A 22,528-nucleotide genomic window follows, 5' to 3' on the forward strand; every position below is an offset into this window, starting at 1 on the left:
TTAGCGTATTTCTTTTCCAAGGAGCGGAGAAACAGCCAACGAAGAAATTCGATGCGTCATTGTTACCGGACTTTTTGAACAGCCTCTATATGAAGTTTAGCGAATTCGGCGTCTTATGTAAACGATTGCAGTTCAATACAAAGAAAAGAACCCTGAGAAGGATTCTAAGGAAATTGAGCGCGGCAACGATAAATAGGCTGTCCCTTTGCCGAAAATTTTTCTTCATATTCAGTCATCACATTGACAGGATCTTCTTCATTGTGAAGATCCAAATTAACTTCCTGAAGTTTAAGACCAAATTGGGAAAAACTGGCGAGTGAGTATTCAAACAATCCCTGGTTATCCGTTTTTAACACAATTTGACCTTCCGGATGCAAGATATGCTGATACTGCTCAAGGAACGTATGGTATGTGAGACGACGTTTTGCATGACGTTTTTTTGGCCATGGATCGGAAAAATTTAAATAAATAACCGAAATTTCATTTTCAGTAAAGAGTTCTTTTAAATCAGCTGCATCAACATGCAGAAGCCGCACGTTTGTCCGTTCTGCTTCTTTCACTTTACTTCCTGCCATCACAATAATGCTTTTCGCCAGCTCAATGCCTAAAAAATTTACATCAGGATACTGTTCAGCCATTCCTGTAATAAACTGACCTTTCCCGGTTCCAATCTCCAAATGAATTGGATTTTCATTTCCAAATAATGTATGCCACTTTCCCTTTTTTTCTGTCGCATCCGGGACAATTAAATGGGTATTCTCTTTCAGAAAGTCATCTGCCCACGGCTTATGACGCTGTCGCATGGTTACTTCTCCTTTTTCCTTGGGTGTTTATATTAATTTTACACAAAGAGCATTATTCTTAAGCATAAAATGTAACGAATCAGCTAACACTCTAAATTGAGGTGATTTTAATGGTTCTGACAACCCACAACCAATTACAATTATTGCACGATATTTTAACAGAACAGACAGAAGATTGCTGTGGTGAGATTTCCGAATACCAGCAAATCAAACGATTGGTTCAAGCGATGATCGCAAACAATAGCATATCAAATGAACAGCTGCTCGAACTCTTGCCTGAAATTTATAACTACGGCCGGCAGGGTGAAATTGCTCAAAATGATGAAGAACACATCGTCTCCAACAAAATAAATATTCAAACATGGGTCAATGCTATTCAAAAGACTAGTTTAGAATAGCATCAACACATCGATTTAAATCACGCAGGTCAGTTAAACGGTCAGCTATTTTATCAGTTCTGTTTTGTTCATGGTGCCATACCAAATAATCGAGGGCGTCTAAGATTAAGTACCAATACATGCGTTTAAATAACGCTTCATTCTTGTCCAGACCGTAGCGGCTCAGCCAGTCATTCCAGTCTTCCTGTGGTACATACCATTTTAAAATGTAGCCATAATCCATCGCAGGATCGGCGATTGTGGCATTATCCCAGTCCACCAAGTAAAGCTGTCCTTTTGTCGTCAATATAACATTATTGTGATTTAAATCGCAGTGACATACAACATGCTGCTGATTCCGGGTAACCGGCAGCAGCTGCTCCAAGTATTGAAGGGCATCGGTGACTTCCCGGTATTGGTTCATTAATTCGCTGGATTCTAATTGTGCTTGGATTTCATTGAATCGTTCATCAGGTGTCAACGGCTTGTTCCCAAGACGCATAAGCATATGAAGAAGTTCGGTCGATTCATGGATCTTCCGAAGCAAATCAGCTACCTGATGATGCTGCATTTCTTCCGCTTTCAGTTCTCTTCCTTCCAGCCATTTTTGAGCAGTTATAACATCCCCGTTTTCCATCCGTTTTGTAAACACGAGCTTGGGGACAATGCCTTCCGCTGACAGTACTGCCAAAAACGGAGAGGAATTTCGCTTCAGGAACAGCCGTTTGTCATCCTTCTCAGCGATATAAGCATCACCGGTTAATCCGCCGGCAGGGGTAATATTCCATTCTTTTCCAAATGTCTGTTGGAGCCAATTCACCATAAATACCTCAAATCGTCATTAAATTCATTTTAACAAAGTGATGGCTGTGTAAAATGCTTAACGTTGTTAATAAGACACATGAGAATAGATTATCTAAAAAACACGTCACTTTCAACCGAAACTTATATTCCCATCACATCGATATGGTTATCTTGTTTTGTAATCGTACAATCGGCACAACTGTCAGCCCGGCCGTCCGTTGATATGTTATTAGACTACTTGAACGGACCTTAAGGCGTTCAGCATGGAATAATTCAACTTCCTTTTTCTCCGCTGCCACTTAGAAATGCTTCATCATCATCTGATTCCCACTCCGGTCGTTTAACGGCTGTTGTCTGGCAATGTTTCAGTAATAATTCGGCCGTTTTAAGCTGCTGGTTTTTCAATGGGGATACGAGATTTCTTTTTTCTGTAAACCAGTCTTCATATTCATGCTTTCCTATGATTTTTGTATTGTATGATTCCTTAAGTGATGCGATATGATTTGTCCGCGATAAGACAACTTTACTGACAGGCAGTGCAATACCTGCTTGGTTCATGATGCTTTTGACAATTTTCTCTGTTCGTTTAAGTGCAAGCAATGGACTGAGCATCTTTGTTTCTTGTTTTGCTTCTTCCTTCACCAGCCAGGTCCGCTCGCCATCCGCTGTAATAAGCGTGCCGGGCTGCTTTTCAATCATATGAATTATTTCGATTCCAATCGGACTGATAAAAATAATATTGCCCTCGACCGGCGCCTTTTTCACATTGAAAATAGGATAATACATCAAAAGATATGTATCAGGAAAACGCATGAGGAAGTATTTCAAACGGTCATTCTCATAATAGTCATTAGGCATAAATGAAACATCAGTAGCCGTCGATGTAGCCCATTTCAATTGAAGCGGAAACAACTTATCCAGAAAATAGTACCGCAAATCATTTTCAGTCTTTGGCAGATCGATTGGATCATCATGAAGTTCTGTTGCTGTTGTTGTTTTCCGGCTGTCCGGTTTTAAAAATGACTTCCACTTTGACATGATCGGTTCCGGATCGTCCGTTTTAATATTATGTGCAAAATCGTCATTCAGCCACAAGTTATGCATTTCCTTCCAATTATCCTGTTTCATACGTATGAATTGACTCGGATAACGATAAACATTCCATTCATATCTGGAAACGTAATCCTCCAGCTTAATCAGCTGCGCCATTTTAGTCCCCTCCCCCGGAAAAATCAAAAACGGTTTCAACAGTATACTTAGGGTTTTTATCCGGTTGAATCCGATAGAGAACAATCTGGTTAACAGTAATTGATTGCCTCTCTGTAAAGCGATTTTTCAAGTTAGGCACATCTATTGGTTTGCCTGTCCATTTTTTTGCCAATGTTATATGCGGTGAATACGCCCTTTTTTCATGTTTAAAACCCGTTTGGACTGCTATCCCTTCAATATTCTGCTGTAAACGCAGCAATTCCGGATGTCGTTCGGCCCCTGCCCATAAAACACGCGGACTTTTCGGATTGCCGAATGTGCCCAGAGTACCTGTCGGCAAGGTAAAAACGTTGAAATTCTCAATTTGCTGCATTGAATTGATTAACCTATTCAGCTGCTGGTCATCAACAGCCCCAAGGAATTTCAGTGTGATATGCAGATCCTCAGGATGCACCCATTGTTTGAAGGGCAGTTCGGGTTTAAGTTCACGCTGCCATCCGGCAAGCTTTTCTCTCAGAGATGCCGGAAGTGGAATAGCAATAAAATAATGTGACGAATTCATATAAATCCCTCATTTTTATACGTTTTATATCGTATGCTGCATTAACTCATTAATATCGATTTACGAAACTTTAATAATTTTTAACTTTTCTCAGATGCGATTTAGCTGTAAAATAGAATTAGCGGATCAGAGAGCTTGCACCAAAGACAATGAATATTCCTTAGGGAGTGATTATTTGGATCATTCAACTTCTCGAATGATAACACGAGTGAAAGCTGTTTACCTTTACATAAGAGAAAAAGGAACAGTATCGACCCGGGAAATTGCTGATGAATTTGGAACAACTGACCGCACTATTCAACGCGACTTAACTATTTTGACACATAACGGGCTGGTAAAAAGCCCTATTCGCGGTAAGTGGAAAACGACAGCTAAACCTGTCAAAATCTCTTCATAATCAGAGCGATACCAGCTGACGCTTAGATGTCAGCTCTTTTTTTGCAGTTTCAAGCTTTCAACTTCCGCTTCCGTCAGTTCACGGAAGGTCCCAGTCTCCAGTTCAGTATCCAGCCCCAGCATCCCCATACGGATCCGTTTCAAATAAATAACTTTTTTCCCGACTGCTTCGAACATTCGCTTCACCTGATGAAACTTGCCTTCTGTCACTGTAACATTCACATGTGACACGTCGTTTGCCTGCAAAATCTCCAAGGCTGCGGGCTTTGCAGTGTAGCCGTCATCTAATTGAACACCATTTTGGAACGCGTGAACATCTGCTTCTGTTACATGCCCGCTGATATGAGCATAATAGGTTTTCTCGACATTTCTTTTTGGAGAGGTCAACTGATGACCCAAATCGCCATCGTTTGTAATCAGTAGAAGCCCTTCTGTATCCTTATCAAGCCTGCCGACCGGAAATGGTGCAAACCGTTTATAATCATCAGGCAGAAGCTTAATAACAGTTTTATCATAATTATCAGTTGCTGCCGAAACATACCCGGGCGGTTTATTCAGCATAATATACACGAATTCACGGTACTGTACGATGTTATCATTTACTTTGACAATATCCTTTTCCGGACTGACCTGAGCACCGCTGTCTTTGACTGTTTTGTCATTAACCGTTACTTTCTTTTTCTTAATGAGTGCTTTAACATCTTTACGGCTTCCAAAACCCGTATTCGCCAGTAATTTGTCAAGACGCATGACTATCCTCCATTCATCGTTTAAATAAACGATCCAGAACTCTCACCCGGTCACCTAATACACGCTCGAGCAATGTTGATTGATAACTGAACCATAAGTATACACTGCCCCCGCCTGTCACACCCGCAATTAGCATGATGACAGCCGCACCTCTTGATGTTTCATATGCCAAAAATGTGCCGAACAGAAGTTTGAGTAATATAATGGCAATCAGCATGAACACTGAAAAAATACAAATCAGCAAGAAGCGCTTAAACGTTTGTCTGAACGGAAAACTGATTGATTTTTTAATCCGCCACAGGTTGAGCATAACAGCTGTCCCCGCAGCAAGCGCTGTGCCAAAAATAGCACCCTTTGGCCCAAATGTATGGATTAACTGGATATTGAATAACACTTTGATTAAGACACCTGCAGATAAACTGATAACAGCGAACTGCTGCTGATTGATTCCCTGAAGAATGGCTGCTGTTACAGTAAACAAAGCAAAAAATAGTGCAACAGGCGCATACCACCCCAGTAAAGCACCGGTCGTTTCAATGTTGTTCATACCATAAAGTGCTCCATAAATAACGTGTGATAGTGCTGACAATCCAATAACAGCCGGCACCACAAGAACCAGCACAATCTGCAGTGCCTGATTAATCTGCTGGAATAATAATGGCCGGTTCTCTTTTGTAAATGATTTGGTCAAAGCAGGTATGATAGCCAGAGACATCCCTGTTGCGATCGTGACCGGGATAATCACTAACTTATGGCCGTAATAATTAATCGCAGAATAAGCCGTATCATACAATTCTCTTTGACCGATAGCGGTCATCGCCCGCTCGACCGTGAACTGATCCACAAGCTGATACACCGGAATGGCGACACCGACCAATATAAATGGCCCTGCGTAACGGAAAAGTTCAGCAAACAGGTCTTTTGTCGGGATATCATATGTACGCTGCTGCCGTTCTAAATTTTTGTGGATATTTGCTTTGCGTTTGCGCCAATAAACGAAAAGCACACCACAGGATGCCAGTGCACCGATAAACGCAGCGAACGTGGCAAACCCAACAGCTGTAACAATCGTTCCGCCAACAACTTGCGTGACAATGAACGCACTGACAAGGATAAAGCCGATTCGGACAATCTGTTCAATAACTTGTGAAGCGGCAGTAGGTCCCATTGACTGATATCCCTGAAAGAAACCGCGCGTAATACTCATTGGCGGTATGAGCAATAAAGCAAAACTTACCATCCGAATAACCATCGTTACATCTGCTACAGCGATATTCCCTGTCTCTTCATTTGTTATCATCTGACCTGCCAGCCATTCTGCGCTGAAGAAAAGCCCTAAGAAAGCGAGAAAACCTGTAACAGACATTAACATGATTCCCGCCCGATACATTCTTAAGCCGGTTTCATAATCTCCTAAGGCATTATATTTAGACACGAATTTTGATACAGCCAAAGGCACCCCTATCGTCGAAATGCTGATCAAAATACTATATGGTGTATATGCAAGCGAAAACAGTGTACCTCCTGTTTCCCCTACAAGTTCGTTAAATGGAATAACATAAATCATCCCAAGAAATTTTGACAAAAAAGTCGCACCAGTCAAAAGCATGGTGCCTCTTACAATATTCGACATCGTTTCACCTGCATTTTGATTGTTATTTCACTCCGTATTTATATTATCACAGATAAGCACCGCTAACACCATCATTATGATACAGATTTTCGCAATAGATGAATTGTTTTTAGGGTGCTGTAAAACGTGGTATGCTATCAAATGAAAGGAAGGGAGAATTTTGTCATACGATGTCGTAGTAATTGGCGGAGGACCGTCAGGATTAATGGCCTCCATTGCCGCAGCCGAAAATGGCGCTAAAACGTTATTACTGGAAAAAGGAAGAAAGTTAGGCACTAAACTGGCTATTTCAGGCGGCGGTCGCTGTAATGTCACAAATAGGCTTCCCGAAGAAGAAGTCATCAAACATATACCAGGGAACGGAAAATTTTTATACAGCCCATTTTCCATTTTCAATAATTACGATATTATCGATTTTTTTGAAGGAATGGGCGTTGGCCTGAAAGAAGAAGATCATGGACGGATGTTCCCTGTCTCCAATTCAGCCAAAACAGTTGTCAATGCATTAATTAATAAGTTAGATGAACTAAGTGTCGAAGTTCGTATGAAAACACCAGTAAAAGCTGTGCATTATGATCAGGAAGAACATACCGTTATTTTGGATAGCGGAGAAAAATTATACACTAAATCGTTGATCATCGCAGTCGGAGGAAAAGCCGTTCCTCACACCGGATCAACAGGTGATGGCTACAGTTGGGCAAAAAAAGCAGGACACACCATTACAGAATTGTATCCGACAGAAGTAGCGCTTACTTCCGGCGAAGCGTTCATTCAAAATAAAAGCCTGCAGGGATTATCATTAAGAGACGTTTCCCTTTCAGTCCTGAACAAAAAGAATAAACCGTTGATCACCCATCGCATGGACATGATTTTTACCCATTTCGGCATCTCCGGACCGGCGGTTTTGCGCTGCTCTCAATTTGTGGTCAAAGAACTCATGAAAGGCCGTGAAGACGTCACCATGCTGCTTGATGTTTTCCCTGACAAACAAGAAGAGCAATTGATACAGTCAAGTTTAAAACAGATCGAAGAAAACCCTAAAAAGTCATTCAAAAATATTTTAAAAGGGACTGTACCGGAAAGACTTCTTGACCATATGCTCGCTATCCATGAAATAGATGCCGACCAAAAAGCGGCAACAGTATCAAAAGAAGCTCTACGAAATGTGATTCATGACCTGAAAAATTTTCGTTTCACGGTTCATGGCTCACTTCCGTTAAAAAAGGCATTCGTAACGGGCGGCGGTGTGTCAATAAAAGAGGTCGTCCCCAAAACATTACAATCTAAATACATGCACGGTTTGTATTTTTGCGGTGAAATCCTGGACATTCATGGTTACACGGGTGGTTATAATATTACCTCCGCACTGGTAACCGGACGGCTTGCAGGATTAAATGCGGCGGCAGAAACTAAAGCCGGCGCCTAATTCTGATTTTCCATTGATATCTTGTTTCTTCCGTTGATATCTTGAATGGGGACTGTCTCATACTTCGACAGTCCCCATTCGTCTATTTTTATTTAAACCCGCTTTTTACTTATTTTTTCCAATCAGAGGTCTTGCTCACATTATATCGCTTCTTTAAACTGGGATTTGATACCTGACATTTTTTGATGCGTTATTGATAAAGCTAAGAATGACTCAAAGGCTAAAAAGAAAGGATGAATTTGCATGCAAAAAAATAACAATATGTGGCTTCCGTTAATCGCTTCTGTAGGGGTCGGAGCTGCAACATATTACAGTATGACAAGAAACAACCAAAATTTTGGACAAGCATTACAACAAGCCGCTCCGATTGTCTCCCAAATGAATAATGGTAACCAGAGTAGTTAGAAACAAACAAAAAAGCGCATCTGTGTTGGATGCGCTTTTTTATTTAAAATCTAACTTCAATTATATTAAGGATTATTACATAAAAAAACTGATCTCATTAGTTTAAGATCAGCCTTTTCTCTATTGCCTGGCGGCGTCTTACTCTTGCAGGGGTTAAACCCCAACTACCATCAGCGCTGGAGAGCTTAACTGCTGTGTTCGGCATGGGAACAGGTGTGACCTCTCCGCTATCGCTACCAGACTTTGTCATTTCTATCGTGCTGTCGTCTCTTCCGTTTTGACGGACAAGAATTATTATAGGCATTTTCACCAGAAAATGCAAGGGGTTTTGACAAATTTGCACCCTGAAAACTAAATAAGAGCTTCATTCAACGTTTTTTGCGGGTTAGTTAAGTCCTCGATCGATTAGTATCCGTCAGCTCCACGTGTCGCCACGCTTCCACCTCGGACCTATCAACCTCATCGTCTCTGAGGGATCTTACTCACTTAACGTGATGGGAAGTTTCATCTTGAGGGGGGCTTCATGCTTAGATGCTTTCAGCACTTATCCTTGCCACACGTAGCTACCCAGCTATGCTCCTGGCGGAACAACTGGTACACCAGCGGTGTGTCCATCCCGGTCCTCTCGTACTAAGGACAGCTCCTCTCAGACTTCCAATGCCCACGACGGATAGGGACCGAACTGTCTCACGACGTTCTGAACCCAGCTCGCGTACCGCTTTAATGGGCGAACAGCCCAACCCTTGGGACCGACTACAGCCCCAGGATGCGATGAGCCGACATCGAGGTGCCAAACCTCCCCGTCGATGTGAACTCTTGGGGGAGATAAGCCTGTTATCCCCGGGGTAGCTTTTATCCGTTGAGCGATGGCCCTTCCATGCGGAACCACCGGATCACTAAGCCCGACTTTCGTCCCTGCTCGACTTGTAGGTCTCGCAGTCAAGCTCCCTTCTGCCTTTGCACTCTGCGAATGATTTCCAACCATTCTGAGGGAACCTTTGGGCGCCTCCGTTACACTTTGGGAGGCGACCGCCCCAGTCAAACTGCCCGCCTGACACTGTCTCCGGACCGGGTCACGGTCCGGGGTTAGAATGTCCGTACAGCCAGGGTGGTATCCCACGGGTGCCTCCACGTAAGCTGGCGCTCACGTTTCGACGGCTCCCACCTATCCTGTACAAGCTGTACCAACATTCAATATCAGGCTGCAGTAAAGCTCCACGGGGTCTTTCCGTCCAGTCGCGGGTAATGCGCATCTTCACGCATAGTATAATTTCACCGGGTCTCTCGTTGAGACAGTGCCCAAGTCGTTGCACCTTTCGTGCGGGTCGGAACTTACCCGACAAGGAATTTCGCTACCTTAGGACCGTTATAGTTACGGCCGCCGTTTACTGGGGCTTCGGTTGAGCGCTTCGCGCCCGAAGGCGCTAACGCATCCCCTTAACCTTCCAGCACCGGGCAGGTGTCAGCCCCTATACTTCGCCTTTCGGCTTCGCAGAGACCTGTGTTTTTGATAAACAGTCGCTTGGGCCTATTCACTGCGGCTCATCTCTCATGACGAGCACCCCTTCTCCCGAAGTTACGGGGTCATTTTGCCGAGTTCCTTAACGAGAGTTCTCCCGATCACCTTAGGATTCTCTCCTCGCCTACCTGTGTCGGTTTGCGGTACGGGCACCTGTGAACTCACTAGAGGCTTTTCTTGGCAGTGTGGAATCTGGAACTTCGGTACTCAATTTCCCTCCCCTCACAGCTTGAGATTGTTGAACGGATTTACCTGCTCAACTCCCTCACTGCTTGGGCGCACAATTCCGACAGTGCGCTTTCCATATCCTGCTGCGTCCCCCATCGTTCAAACGTTCACGAGGTGGTACAGGAATATCTGCCTGTTGGCCATCGCCTACGCCTTTCGGCCTCGGCTTAGGTCCCGACTAACCCTGAGCGGACGAGCCTTCCTCAGGAAACCTTAGGCATTCGGTGAAAGAGATTCTCACTCTTTTTTCGCTACTCATACCGGCATTCTCACTTCCAAACGCTCCACCAGTCCTCACGGTCTGACTTCGCAGCATTTGGAACGCTCTCCTACCATTGTTCTAACAGAACAATCCGCAGCTTCGGTGATACGTTTAGCCCCGGTACATTTTCGGCGCAGAGTCACTCGACCAGTGAGCTATTACGCACTCTTTAAATGATGGCTGCTTCTAAGCCAACATCCTGGTTGTCTGAGCAACTCCACATCCTTTTCCACTTAACGTATACTTAGGGACCTTAGCTGGCGGTCTGGGCTGTTTCCCTCTCGACTATGAACCTTATCACCCATAGTCTGACTCCCAAGGATGCGTCGCTGGCATTCGGAGTTTGACTGAATTCGGTAACCCGGTGAGGGCCCCTCGTCCAATCAGTGCTCTACCTCCAGTACGCTTAACCTTGAGGCTAGCCCTAAAGCTATTTCGGAGAGAACCAGCTATCTCCGTGTTCGATTGGCATTTCACCCCTACCCACACCTCATCCCCGCATTTTTCAGCATACGTGGGTTCGGGCCTCCAGTCAGTGTTACCTGACCTTCACCCTGGACATGGGTAGATCACACGGTTTCGGGTCTGCGACCGTATACTGCTTACGCCCTCTTAAGACTCGCTTTCGCTTCGGCTCCGTGCTTAACACTTAACCTTGCATACGATCGCAACTCGCCGGTCCATTCTACAAAAGGTACGCCGTCACCCATTAACGGGCTTCGACTACTTGTAGGCACACGGTTTCAGGTTCTTTTTCACTCCCCTTCCGGGGTGCTTTTCACCTTTCCCTCACGGTACTGGTTCACTATCGGTCACCAGGGAGTATTTAGCCTTGGGAGATGGTCCTCCCGGATTCCGACGGAATTTCTCGTGTTCCGCCGTACTCAGGATCCACGCCGGAGGAAACGTCTTTTCGGCTACGGGGCTCTTACCCGCTTTGGCTGACGATTCCAGGTCAATTCGCCTAAAACGTTTCTTGATAACTCCAATGGCGTGTCCTTCAACCCCGGAAAGCAAAGCTTTCCGGTTTGGGCTGTTTCCGTTTCGCTCGCCGCTACTCGGGAAATCGCTCTTGCTTTCGCTTCCTCCGGGTACTGAGATGTTTCAGTTCCCCGGGTGTGCCGCTTGTGCCCTATTGATTCAGACACAAGCACTGCCCCATTACGGACAGCGGGTTGCCCCATTCGGAAATCTCCGGATCGCAGTCTACTTACGACTCCCCGAAGCATATCGGTGTTAGTCCCGTCCTTCATCGGCTCCTGGTACCAAGGCATTCACCGTGCGCCCTTAATCACTTAACTAAGTTTGCGTTCGTTTAACGAACGCGTCATTTCAATGTCGTTGAATGTCTTGCTCTTATTTAGTTTTCAAGGTACAACTTCTTAAATTAAGGGGATTGCTCCCTCAAAACTGAACCAAACAACCCAGTATGTTCCTTATTAATCCTTAGAAAGGAGGTGATCCAGCCGCACCTTCCGATACGGCTACCTTGTTACGACTTCACCCCAATCATTGGCCCCACCTTCGGCGGCTGGCTCCTGAAAAGGTTACCTCACCGACTTCGGGTGTTGCCAACTCTCGTGGTGTGACGGGCGGTGTGTACAAGGCCCGGGAACGTATTCACCGCGGCATGCTGATCCGCGATTACTAGCGATTCCGGCTTCATACAGGCGAGTTGCAGCCTGCAATCCGAACTGGGAATGGTTTTATGGGATTGGCTTGGCCTTGCGGCTTCGCGGCCCTTTGTTCCATCCATTGTAGCACGTGTGTAGCCCAGGTCATAAGGGGCATGATGATTTGACGTCATCCCCGCCTTCCTCCGGTTTGTCACCGGCAGTCACCTTAGAGTGCCCAACTGAATGCTGGCAACTAAGATCAAGGGTTGCGCTCGTTACGGGACTTAACCCAACATCTCACGACACGAGCTGACGACAACCATGCACCACCTGTCACTCTGTCCCCGAAGGGAACACGGTATCTCTACCGCCATCAGAGGATGTCAAGACCTGGTAAGGTTCTTCGCGTTGCTTCGAATTAAACCACATGCTCCACCGCTTGTGCGGGCCCCCGTCAATTCTTTTGAGTTTCAGCCTTGCGGCCGTACTCCCCAGGCGGAGTGCTTATTGCGTTAACTTCAGCACTAAGGGGTGGAAACCCCCTAACACCTAGCACTCATCGTTTACGGCATGGACTACCAGGGTATCTAATCCTGTTCGCTACCCATGCTTTCGCACCTCAGCGTCAGTTACAGACCAGAGAGTCGCCTTCGCCACTGGTGTTCCTCCACATCTCTACGCATTTCACCGCTACACGTGGAATTCCACTCTCCTCTTCTGCACTCAAGTCCTCCAGTTTCCAATGACCGCCCGCGGTTGAGCCGCGGGATTTCACATCAGACTTAAAAGACCGCCTGCGCGCGCTTTACGCCCAATAATTCCGGACAACGCTTGCCCCCTACGTATTACCGCGGCTGCTGGCACGTAGTTAGCCGGGGCTTTCTGGTCAGGTACCGTCAAGGTGCTGCCCTCTTCGAACAGCACGTGTTCTTCCCTGACAACAGAGTTTTACGATCCGAAAACCTTCATCACTCACGCGGCGTTGCACCGTCAGACTTTCGTCCATTGCGGATGATTCCCTACTGCTGCCTCCCGTAGGAGTCTGGGCCGTGTCTCAGTCCCAGTGTGGCCGATCACCCTCTCAGGTCGGCTACGCATCGTCGCCTTGGTAAGCTTTTACCTTACCAACTAACTAATGCGCCGCGGGCCCATCTGTAAGCGGCACCCAAAGGCCGCCCTTTCAGCTCCTGGCCATGCAGCCATGAGCATTATCCGGTATTAGCTCGCGTTTCCACGAGTTATCCCCGTCTTACAGGCAGGTTGCCCACGTGTTACTCACCCGTCCGCCGCTCGTTCCACAAGCGCACGCCCCGAAGGGCGATTGCCTGCTTCCCGCGCTCGACTTGCATGTATTAGGCACGCCGCCAGCGTTCGTCCTGAGCCAAGATCAAACTCTCCAAAAAAGTTTGTCCGAAATTGACACCGATCAATCTCAGTCTTAGCTTACAAAAATTGATTCAAGGGGTAAAAGTTTGCATCAAATCAGCTCAGCTGATTCTTCAACTTCTTACCTCTGACATCGTTTGTCATACTGGTTGTTTTGTTCAGTTTTCAAGGAGCAAATTACTGTCTGTTCGACAGTGATAATATTATATCACCATTGTTGAAAAGTGTCAATAACTTTTGGCTTAATCAATGTGTTTTGTTAATGCCGTTTTTCAACAGCAAGAACAATAATACTACCGTCATTATTAAAAGTCAACAATAAAACTTAAAAAAATTCAACTCAAATTGTGGTGAAAAGTTTTGCTGCATGACTAGACAATGACTTCTCCATCCCAATTCTGCATGCCGCCTTCCATATTAGGAGCTTTGAAATCATGCTCATCAAGGAACGATGCAACCATCATACTTCTTCTGCCCGATCGGCAAACAAGAATGTAATGGTTATCTTTATTGAGTTCATTTGTGGAATGAGGGTTTTCTCAAGCGGAAGATGCTGGGGCATTTTCAATCATTCCTTGTTGAACTTCGTCATCTTCCCGAACATCTATAACCACTGTATTATCGTCATCTTTCATCACCCTTCTTACTTCATCAGGCGTTACTGTATTAATATGATCCATGCTTATTCTCCTTAATAACTGGAACGTTCCACAGCATTCGGGTTACAATAAATTTCGCTTAATACAAGCAGTTTAAATTGGCTCAAAGTAAATTTTAATTCATTTCTACACTAACCTTTGTTATGAATACGACGCAAATATAAAACACACACTATAGCAACGTTGATATTTGAGGTGAATGCCAAATGAGGGCTATGGTTATTATGAGTTTCATTGGACTGTTTTTTCCGCTCTTAACCGGTGCTGAGTTAACCGATACTTCATTAAAACAGCTTGAGACATTTAATATGGATATAACCGGTGATTCATCAAAAGAAAAAATTAAATTAAACGGGGCGCCTTTTGCTCCTGACTCGGATTATTATGCAGAAATAAAAGCCGTCATTTCAGGCAACGATGACCAGCAGTGGAACATTAATTATGAAGGCGGTTATAACCCTGCCATTCAATTTTATGATCTTAATCATAATGGTGTGAAAGATTTATTTTATCAAAGTGCTGCAGGCGGAAACAGAGGGTTATATCATTATCATTTACACACTGTGAGTACGAATGAATTGAAAGAAGTACCCTTGCCGGAGCAGAAAAGTATCAAAGCAAAATTTAAAGATGGATTTAAAGTTGAAATCCAGATCGATCATGAATTGGAGCCTGAGACAGTAAATGTGAATCATCGTTCTTCGGAATATGAACAACTGGGCATCTATAATGAAAATGGGAAATTACTGGACAGCACAACACCAATCATTGAGCCAATCTCTTTTTTTGAACCTGTGGAAATCAGTGATCAAAAGGGATACGGTCTGAAAAGCTTTCAGCATATAAGCGGTGCTTATCACGCGGATCTTCTTGGAACTGTCGAAACACTCTGGTATTATGAACACGATAAATGGATTATTTTGGAAACTGAATGGGTTCCTTCTTAACAGATCCGGAAAAGATTTCTTTCAACGATTGCTTAAACTAAGAAATCTGAAGTCTGAGGTCAGACCTTAAAAGACCTTAAAACTTCCTTGACCTCTATGACCTTCAACTAAGCTTAGTTATAAAACACATCCCAAAAGTCAGATTTCACACTGATTTTTGGGATGTGCTTCAAGTAAAAATCTTTCATTCATTTAATTGGCAACAATATTCACCAGTTTTCCTGGAACCACAATCACTTTACGAACCGTTTTCCCTTCAATCAGTTCCTGTATGCGATCATTTTCCAGTGCCTGCTTTTCAAGGTCTTCTTTTGAAATGTCTTTTGCAACATTTAATTTGGCACGAACCTTACCCATGATTTGAACCACAATTTCCATCTCGTCCTCAACGAGCTTGGATGCATCATATTCCGGCCATTTTTCATAGGTGATCGTTTCTTCATGCCCCAGAATATCCCACATTTCCTCAGATAAATGCGGTGCAACCGGGGAAAGCATTTTAACAAAACCTTCAATAGACGCTTTGGGAATTTCATCTGCTTTATAAGCTTCATTAATGAATACCATTAATTGAGAAATGCCCGTATTAAAATGCAGGTTTTCAAAATCCTCGGTAACTTTTTTAACCGTTTCATGATAGACCTTCTCAAGTGATGCTGCCTCATTTGTGTCCACAATTTTCCCTGACAGTTCTCGTTGTTCATTGACAACGAGGCGCCATACGCGGTCCAAAAAGCGTCGTGCACCATCCAGACCATTCGTTGACCAGGCAACAGCTGCATCAAGCGGTCCCATAAACATTTCATACAAGCGCAATGTATCAGCGCCATGAGACGTGACAATATCATCCGGATTGATGACATTTCCTTTGGATTTACTCATTTTTTCATTGCCTTCACCGAGAATCATACCTTGGTTAAATAATTTCTGGAACGGCTCTTTTGTCGCAACCACACCAATGTCATATAAAAATTTATGCCAGAACCGGGCGTACAGTAAATGAAGCACCGCATGTTCCGCGCCGCCAATATAAATATCAATCGGCAGCCATTCTTCCAGTGCCTTCGGATCAGCCAGCTCATCCGGGTTGTTAGGATCCACAAAGCGCAGGAAATACCAGCAGCTGCCGGCCCATTGCGGCATTGTATTTGTTTCACGACGGCCTTTCACACCGGTTTTCGGATCAGTTACATTGACCCAGTCGCTGTTGGCCAGTGGCGATTCCCCGGTTCCGGACGGTTTGATTTCATCCATTTCCGGCAATTCCAGCGGCAGATCCTCTTCCGGAACCGCACTCATCGTTCCGTCTTCCCAATGAATAATCGGAATCGGCTCTCCCCAATAACGCTGTCTGGAAAACAGCCAATCACGGAGGCGGTAAGTCACTTTTCCGGTTCCTTTATTATTTTCCTCAAGCCAATCAATCATTTTGACGATAGCATCATCTTTCATCAAGCCGTTCAGGAAATCGGAATTAACAATTTCACCGTCATCAACATAAGCTTCCTTCGATAGATCACCACCAGCAACAACTTCTTTGATCGGCAGTTCAAATTTTTGCGCAAATTCATAGTCACGCTCATCATGACCGGGAACTGCCATAATTGCTCCGCTTCCATAACTCATCAGAACATAATCGGCAATCCAGATCGGCATTCTTTCATTGTTTACAGGGTTAATGGCATATGCACCTGTAAATGCGCCGGTTTTTTCTTTGGCCAGGTCTGTACGCTCCAAGTCAGATTTAGTTTCAATCTGCTTCCAATAGGCATTCACAGTATCCTGCTGATCGCGGGTTACAATTTTATCAACCAGCGGATGTTCAGGTGCAAACACAGCATAAGTCGCTCCAAATAATGTATCAGGGCGCGTGGTGAAAGCCGTGAATTGTTCATCATGGCCTTCAATGCCGAACGTAATTTCAGCACCTTCAGAACGTCCGATCCAATTGCGCTGCATATCTTTAATACTTTCCGGCCAGTCCAGTTCTTCCAGATCTTCCAGCAGTCTGTCTGCATAGGCAGTAATTTTCAGCATCCACTGCTTCATCGGCTTTCGGACAACCGGATGGTCGCCCCGCTCACTTTTACCGTCAATTACTTCTTCGTTTGCAAGTACGGTTCCAAGTGCCGGGCACCAGTTAACGGGGATTTCATCCATATATGCCAGGCCTTTTTCATACAGTTTTGCAAAAATCCACTGGGTCCATTTGTAGTATTCGGGATCAGTTGTGTTAATTTCACGATCCCAGTCGTAGGAAAAACCCAATTCTTTAATTTGCCGTTTAAATGTTGCAATATTGTGTTCAGTGAATGCAGCCGGGCTGTTGCCTGTATCAATGGCATATTGCTCTGCCGGCAGTCCAAATGCATCCCATCCCATCGGGTGAAGCACTTCATAGCCCTGCATCCGTTTCATCCGGGAAAAAATATCGGTTGCCGTATAGCCTTCAGGATGCCCGACATGGAGACCTGCACCTGATGGATATGGAAACATATCAAGTGCGTATACTTTTTCCTTATTTGAAAATGTATTCGTTTTAAACGTTTTATTGTCAGCCCAATATTCTTGCCATTTTGCTTCAATTTCCTGATGATTGAAACTCATTTTGTTCTTCCTCCTTATTCATTTGTAACAATACGAATAGCAAACATCTTCTGCTTTTTATAAAACCAGCATAAGCTTGCCTAATAAAAAAAGCTACTCATCCCCGATAAAAGGGACGAGAAGCTTATCTCCCGCGGTACCACCCAAATTAACACAACATGTGCTCACTTGTTTCCTTAACGCGGGTTTGACGGCAAAGACTACTGACGTTCATCTTTGCAACTTTAAGGTGAGTTCAAAAACGTCTCAGGAACAGTTTTCACCAGCCACTGCCTCGCTTCACCTGAGAAAAGTTAATTACTAATCCTTTTCAATGTTATTGCTTAATAGAATTGTTCAAAAAAGGCGATAATTGTACAACGAATTTTAACCAATACGGTTAGCTTTGTCAAGGTACATTAGTTTCCTGTTCTTCCCATTACAAGGTGTTCATGCTAAAATAAAAATACTATTTATTCAGCGCAATATAAAGGAGCACAAAACAAAGCTATGATAAAAGGAATTATAAACTACTCACATTATTTAATGGAAGAAGCCGTCAAGAAAGGCGATACAGTTATCGATGCGACGTGCGGCAACGGCCATGACACCATTTTTCTGAGTCAGCTGGTCGGGGAAGATGGCCATGTTTTCGGATTTGACATCCAGGAACAGGCCATTCTGAATACCAAGGCTCGTCTTGTCCGGAACAAGCTAACAAATGCCACAGTTATTAACGACAGCCACAGCAATTTCATGCATCACATGCCTGTGGATAAACTGACTCGGCTTGGCGGAGCAATTTTTAACCTGGGATACCTTCCCGGAAGCGACAAATCAGTCATCACCCATAGTGAATCAACGATATTGGCAATTGAAGGCATCATTTCCCATTTGAAACAAAATGGCATTGTCGTTCTTGTCGTCTATCACGGTCATGAAGGCGGAGAGGAAGAACGGGAGCAATTGATGAAATATGTCCGGCTGCTGGACCAGAAACTGTATCATGTTCTGTGCTATGGCTTCATCAATCAAAAGAACGATCCGCCATTCATTTTGGCCATCCAAAAAAGAAATTAAACATTGATAACCCGGATTCAATTCCGGGTTTTTGTCATACGGTGGTAAAGCTTTGTATTCCAATGGAAAAAACGTGCTTTATATCCGCTTATCTGCAGCAAATTATCAGTAATGGTCATTCCGCCATCAAGCTTCTTTGTTTTCGGGTCACCAAGATAAAGACCTACAAGCCCGTGATGAACCATTTCATGAAAACGCCGGTCGGGCAGCTGCTGCACCTGATGATCAGCTTGCTCAATGAAATACATAAACCGCTTTTGCATCAGCTCGGGATTATCGTAATAACTGCAAAAATTCAAATCACCTTCAACCCTGTCCTCTTCCTGATCAATATAATAATCCAGCAAAATATGCAGCCCTTGCACAAATGGAAAATAGCTTTCAATAATTTTATCCGCCAATTCCGCGGACATACCATTCAGAGCATAGGAAACGAGGCAAAATATCCCCAGTGTAGAGCCGGCAGCTGCTGAAAATTCATACCAAAACAGTGATGAATCATCGGCTTCTTCTTTATACCAGTTGATAAGCCTCGAAATCCGCTCTTCTTGTTTCACATGTTTATGTACCTGCAAATCACTGTATAATCGTTCGAGTTCCAATACATGACCGCCGATAACATCATACGCGTCAAGGCGCCGCATGGTTCGCTGGCATGTTCGTACCAGGTCAGCTAAGTACTCCCCGTCTGACTGCTCATCACGCAAGGCATAATAATTCTGGATCGGGTTTTGCCTGCTTAAAGCGTCAGACATCGCCTCATGAAGCTGCTGAAAATCGTCCGGATCAAGCGATGTGCTCCGGTCACATAAGTTGTCAAGGTAATCACTGATGGTCTGATAAGCGACAATAAACGTGATGGCTTCCCGCCACCTGAAGCCTGACAGGAGTGCATAAACAGCACCTCCCAGGCAATGAAACCGTTTTGATTCAATGCTTGCTAAAGCCTGCTGTCTTAATTCTTCATTGGGAATTGCTCCAGCGCGTTTTTGCCAAAAATTCAATTCTGCATTAACGGCCGGAAAAATTTTACGATAGACTGCTGTCATTAATGTAAACGGCGTTTTCGGTATGGTGTAAGCCAACACCCATTCCTCCGATCATTCGCTGCAAACGTGAAATTTTTGCTATACTGCTAATTATAATATCACCATATTTTTAAGGGGGATTCAAATGATTCAGCCATATAAATATCATTACCCGGATATCCATGAATCTGTTTTTATTGCCGATGATGCAACGGTCATTGGTGATGTGACAATCGATGAACAGTCAAGCATATGGTTTAAAACCGTCATTCGCGGGGATGTCGCACCAACCAGGATTGGAAAAGGCGTGAGTATTCAAGATTTATCCATGGTCCATCAAAGTCCTGATTTGCCGATAACAGTAGAAGATTATGTGACAGTTGGCCACCAGGTGACATTGCATGGCTGCACTGTCCGCAAACACGCTTTGATCGGTATGGGATCACTCATTCTCGATGGTGCTGAAATCGGCGAGCATGCTTTTGTCGGAGCAGGAAGCCTGGTGCCGCCGGGTAAAAAGATACCACCACAAACACTTGCTCTTGGCAGACCTGCTAAAGTTGTCCGCGAATTGACTGAAGACGATTATCAGGAGATGGAACGCGTTTATAAATCGTATATTGAAAAAGGACAGTACTATAAAGCGAAACTTTAATCAGCAGAGGATTCCTCTCATCAAACAACAGAACCTTTTTCAAACAGAAAGCAGGGGATAAGGCCCAACGCCATCATCCCCTGCTTTACGAGTGTATAATATATTGAATTTATTATACAACAGATGCAACCGCCAAATCAGGCTGGCTCAATTCAGTTGCACCAAATTTTTTCTCCACAAATATCTGATGCCACAGCATAAACATAAGAACAGTCCATATTTTACGACTGTAATCTGCTTTACCTTGACAGTGGGCTTCAAGCAAGTCAAGCACATACGACTTATACAGCAGATGATCCGTCTCACTTTCATCAATGAGCTGTTTCGCCCAATCATAAAGCTCGTTTTTCAGCCAGTGACGAATCGGTACGGGGAACCCGAGTTTTTTCCGGTGCAGCACATGGTCAGGGATAATCCCGCGGGAAGCTTCGCGTAAAATATTTTTCGTTGTACCATTGGCAATTTTCATATCAACCGGTATGCCGCTTGCCACTCGGAATACTTCCTTATCCAAAAACGGTACACGCAATTCAAGCGAGTTCGCCATCGTCATCTTATCTGCTTTTAATAGAATGTCGCCGCGCAGCCATGTATGGATATCAACATACTGCATCTGGTTTACAAGCGGATAATCGTTGACATAGTCGAATAGACCCCGGGTAATTTGCTGGTACCGCAATTCCTGTTTCCAGCATTTCAGGAGACCTTCTTTCTCCGAGTCCTCAAATATTTTGGCATTTCCGATATAACGTTCACGTAATGGGGTTGTCCCGCGTTCAAGAAAACTTTTGCCGCGTACACCTTCAGGGATAGTCTCAGCTACCCTTGCCAGAAGATTTTTCACCGGACCTGGTATCGAATCAAACATTTTCAGTGATTCCGGTTCACGATAAATGTTATATCCGCCGAACAACTCATCGGAACCTTCGCCGGAGAGTGTGACTTTGACGTGTTTGCGCGCCTCCCGGGATACAAAATACAACGGGATGCAAGCAGGATCTGCCAGAGGATCGTCCATATGCCACATGATTTTTGGCAAATTCGCCACAAACTCCTCAGGTGAAATAATATAGGATATATTTTCGACCCCCAGTTTATCGGTGGTTTCTTTGGCGGCATCGATTTCCGAATAGCCTTCACGTTCAAACCCGACCGAAAATGTCTTGATATTCGGGTTGATCTCTTTGGCGATCGCCACTATAAGCGTCGAATCAATACCGCCGGATAGAAATGACCCGACCGGCACATCACTGCGCATATGCACTTTCACCGAATCATACATGGCCTCTTGAATACGGCTGACCCAATTTTGTTTTTCCATCACTACCGGTCTGAACGTCGCATGCCAATAGCGATGGAAAGAAATAGGCTGAGCCGGTTTTTTTACAAAATAATGACCGGCCTCAACTTTTTTGATCCCTTCTGTCATCGTCAATGGCTCCGGAACATATTGAAAACTTAAGTAATGCTGCAATGCTTCCGGGTCAATTGCTTCGTTCTCCATCATTAATGTCATACTCTTTTTTTCTGATGTGAACATTGTTGCGTCTTCTGTTTCCCGGTAAAATAACGGCTTAATGCCAAACGGATCACGTGCGCCATAGATTGTTTCCTCTTCCTTGTCCCATACGAGAATCGAGAACATACCGCGCAAATATTGAAACGCCGCTTCTTTATGTTTTGCAACTAATGCAGCAATCACTTCCGTATCCCATTCCGTTTTAAACCTGAATCCCTGCTCGATTAAATCACTGCGCAGTTCAATATAATTATAGATTTCGCCATTAAAGATAAGTATGATTTTTTCATCATGATAACTTAACGGCTGTGCGCCGCTGTCAATATCTATGAAGCTCAGCCGCCTGAATCCGAACGATACATAATCGTCATGGTAAAACCCTTCATCATCAGGTCCTCTGTGAAGCATGTCATTATTTTGCTGTTGTTCATTTGGTGTCACGGGGTTATTTCGGAGTATACCAATAAAACTGCACATAAGCTTATCCCTCTTTTTTCATTCATGATTATAAACTTTTCACTATTACTGGTTATGTCTCTGTCAGAAATCATTCCGAGATGTATAGTTGACGATTCGGATCAATTTTTGTTTCAGGTTTATTACATTTTCAGCTTTAAAAAATACTCGCTTGAAGACAATAAAAAATTGGCAGGTATGAGTCTGGTTCAAACATTACTC

General features: G+C 44.2%; 17 protein-coding genes, 3 rRNA genes, 1 pseudogene and 1 other annotated feature. Of the genes and pseudogenes, 7 read left to right on the top strand and 14 right to left on the bottom strand.

What is annotated here, in order from left to right; all coding sequences use genetic code 11:
• Window positions 1-164 precede the first annotated feature (164 nt).
• A complete protein-coding gene (gene trmB, locus AOX59_RS07230; RefSeq protein WP_068443909.1) occupies window positions 165-803 on the bottom strand; it encodes a tRNA (guanosine(46)-N7)-methyltransferase TrmB in 639 nt (212 codons plus the stop codon).
• A 110-nt stretch (window positions 804-913) separates the two neighbouring features.
• Here trmB and AOX59_RS07235 point away from each other — a divergent pair, with 110 nt between their 5' ends.
• Entirely contained in the window at window positions 914-1,201 is a 288-nt protein-coding gene (locus tag AOX59_RS07235) for a YtzH-like family protein (RefSeq protein ID WP_068443912.1), read from the top strand.
• On the opposite strand, the gene AOX59_RS07240 is transcribed toward AOX59_RS07235, so the two are convergent.
• The 3 genes from AOX59_RS07240 to thpR all read right to left on the bottom strand — a co-directional run bounded on the left by AOX59_RS07240 (window position 1,188) and on the right by thpR (window position 3,755).
• Entirely contained in the window at window positions 1,188-2,003 is an 816-nt protein-coding gene (locus AOX59_RS07240; protein WP_068443913.1) for a phosphotransferase family protein, read from the bottom strand. The genes AOX59_RS07235 and AOX59_RS07240 overlap by 14 nt on opposite strands.
• Window positions 2,004-2,257: 254 nt before the next feature.
• Window positions 2,258-3,193: a hypothetical protein gene (locus tag AOX59_RS07245; protein WP_068443916.1), complete on the bottom strand. Its 936-nt coding sequence runs from the start codon at window positions 3,191-3,193 to the stop codon at window positions 2,258-2,260.
• A 1-nt stretch (window position 3,194) separates the two neighbouring features.
• Window positions 3,195-3,755 carry an RNA 2',3'-cyclic phosphodiesterase gene (gene thpR / locus AOX59_RS07250; protein WP_068443920.1) on the bottom strand — a complete coding sequence of 187 codons (561 nt, stop codon included), beginning with the start codon at window positions 3,753-3,755 and terminating at the stop codon, window positions 3,195-3,197.
• 175 nt (window positions 3,756-3,930) lie between these two features.
• Between thpR and AOX59_RS07255 the strand changes: the two genes are divergently transcribed.
• The gene (locus AOX59_RS07255; protein WP_156418653.1) at window positions 3,931-4,152 is read left to right on the top strand and encodes a DeoR family transcriptional regulator; all 222 of its coding nucleotides are present in this window, start codon (window positions 3,931-3,933) and stop codon (window positions 4,150-4,152) included.
• Window positions 4,153-4,181: 29 nt separating this feature from the next.
• On the opposite strand, the gene AOX59_RS07260 is transcribed toward AOX59_RS07255, so the two are convergent.
• Window positions 4,182-4,901 (bottom strand): pseudouridine synthase, encoded by a 720-nt coding sequence (locus tag AOX59_RS07260; RefSeq protein WP_068443923.1) that lies wholly within the window; start codon window positions 4,899-4,901, stop codon window positions 4,182-4,184.
• Between the two features lie 13 nt (window positions 4,902-4,914).
• The gene (locus AOX59_RS07265) at window positions 4,915-6,534 is read right to left on the bottom strand and encodes a putative polysaccharide biosynthesis protein (protein ID WP_068443926.1); all 1,620 of its coding nucleotides are present in this window, start codon (window positions 6,532-6,534) and stop codon (window positions 4,915-4,917) included.
• A gap of 160 nt (window positions 6,535-6,694) precedes the next feature.
• On the opposite strand from AOX59_RS07265, the gene AOX59_RS07270 reads away from it, so the two are divergent.
• Both AOX59_RS07270 and AOX59_RS20005 read left to right on the top strand, forming a co-directional pair.
• Complete coding sequence (locus AOX59_RS07270; RefSeq protein ID WP_068443931.1) at window positions 6,695-7,960, top strand: BaiN/RdsA family NAD(P)/FAD-dependent oxidoreductase; 1,266 nt, start codon at window positions 6,695-6,697, stop codon at window positions 7,958-7,960.
• 243 nt (window positions 7,961-8,203) lie between these two features.
• Complete coding sequence (locus tag AOX59_RS20005; protein ID WP_169792865.1) at window positions 8,204-8,365, top strand: hypothetical protein; 162 nt, start codon at window positions 8,204-8,206, stop codon at window positions 8,363-8,365.
• Window positions 8,366-8,490: 125 nt separating this feature from the next.
• Here the strand turns inward: AOX59_RS20005 and rrf are convergent.
• The 5 genes and pseudogenes from rrf to AOX59_RS20235 form a co-directional block, all read right to left on the bottom strand.
• Window positions 8,491-8,606: ribosomal RNA gene (rrf, locus tag AOX59_RS07275) — 5S ribosomal RNA — on the bottom strand.
• Window positions 8,607-8,750: 144 nt separating this feature from the next.
• Window positions 8,751-11,675 (bottom strand): 23S ribosomal RNA (locus tag AOX59_RS07280).
• A gap of 149 nt (window positions 11,676-11,824) precedes the next feature.
• Window positions 11,825-13,393 (bottom strand): 16S ribosomal RNA (locus AOX59_RS07285).
• Together the 16S, 23S and 5S rRNA genes form the textbook arrangement of a ribosomal RNA operon.
• A gap of 354 nt (window positions 13,394-13,747) precedes the next feature.
• Window positions 13,748-13,900 (bottom strand): annotated as a pseudogene (locus AOX59_RS20580) (rhodanese-like domain-containing protein); the annotation flags it as partial.
• Between the two features lie 15 nt (window positions 13,901-13,915).
• Window positions 13,916-14,056 carry a rhodanese-like domain-containing protein gene (locus AOX59_RS20235; protein WP_237049386.1) on the bottom strand — a complete coding sequence of 47 codons (141 nt, stop codon included), beginning with the start codon at window positions 14,054-14,056 and terminating at the stop codon, window positions 13,916-13,918.
• 203 nt (window positions 14,057-14,259) lie between these two features.
• Between AOX59_RS20235 and AOX59_RS07295 the strand changes: the two genes are divergently transcribed.
• The gene (locus AOX59_RS07295; RefSeq protein ID WP_237049387.1) at window positions 14,260-14,982 is read left to right on the top strand and encodes a hypothetical protein; all 723 of its coding nucleotides are present in this window, start codon (window positions 14,260-14,262) and stop codon (window positions 14,980-14,982) included.
• Window positions 14,983-15,174: 192 nt separating this feature from the next.
• Here the strand turns inward: AOX59_RS07295 and leuS are convergent, their stop codons facing one another.
• Window positions 15,175-17,589, bottom strand: a complete 2,415-nt coding sequence (gene leuS / locus AOX59_RS07300) for a leucine--tRNA ligase (RefSeq protein WP_068443937.1) — start codon at window positions 17,587-17,589, stop codon at window positions 15,175-15,177.
• Window positions 17,590-17,697: 108 nt separating this feature from the next.
• Window positions 17,698-17,912, bottom strand: a binding site (T-box leader).
• A gap of 166 nt (window positions 17,913-18,078) precedes the next feature.
• Here leuS and mnmM point away from each other — a divergent pair.
• Entirely contained in the window at window positions 18,079-18,648 is a 570-nt protein-coding gene (gene mnmM, locus AOX59_RS07305; RefSeq protein WP_068443940.1) for a tRNA 5-(aminomethyl)-2-thiouridylate-methyltransferase MnmM, read from the top strand.
• Between the two features lie 17 nt (window positions 18,649-18,665).
• Here mnmM and AOX59_RS07310 read toward each other — a convergent pair whose 3' ends face one another.
• Complete coding sequence (locus AOX59_RS07310) at window positions 18,666-19,733, bottom strand: tetraprenyl-beta-curcumene synthase family protein (RefSeq protein ID WP_269465211.1); 1,068 nt, start codon at window positions 19,731-19,733, stop codon at window positions 18,666-18,668.
• Window positions 19,734-19,821: 88 nt separating this feature from the next.
• Between AOX59_RS07310 and AOX59_RS07315 the strand changes: the two genes are divergently transcribed.
• Window positions 19,822-20,331 carry a gamma carbonic anhydrase gene (locus tag AOX59_RS07315; protein ID WP_068443943.1) on the top strand — a complete coding sequence of 170 codons (510 nt, stop codon included), beginning with the start codon at window positions 19,822-19,824 and terminating at the stop codon, window positions 20,329-20,331.
• Window positions 20,332-20,443: 112 nt separating this feature from the next.
• On the opposite strand, the gene asnB is transcribed toward AOX59_RS07315, so the two are convergent.
• A complete protein-coding gene (asnB, locus tag AOX59_RS07320) occupies window positions 20,444-22,327 on the bottom strand; it encodes an asparagine synthase (glutamine-hydrolyzing) (RefSeq protein WP_068443945.1) in 1,884 nt (627 codons plus the stop codon).
• Between the last annotated feature and the right edge of the window lie 201 nt (window positions 22,328-22,528).

This window comes from Lentibacillus amyloliquefaciens, from assembly GCF_001307805.1.
GTDB lineage: Bacteria > Bacillota > Bacilli > Bacillales > Amphibacillaceae > Lentibacillus > Lentibacillus amyloliquefaciens.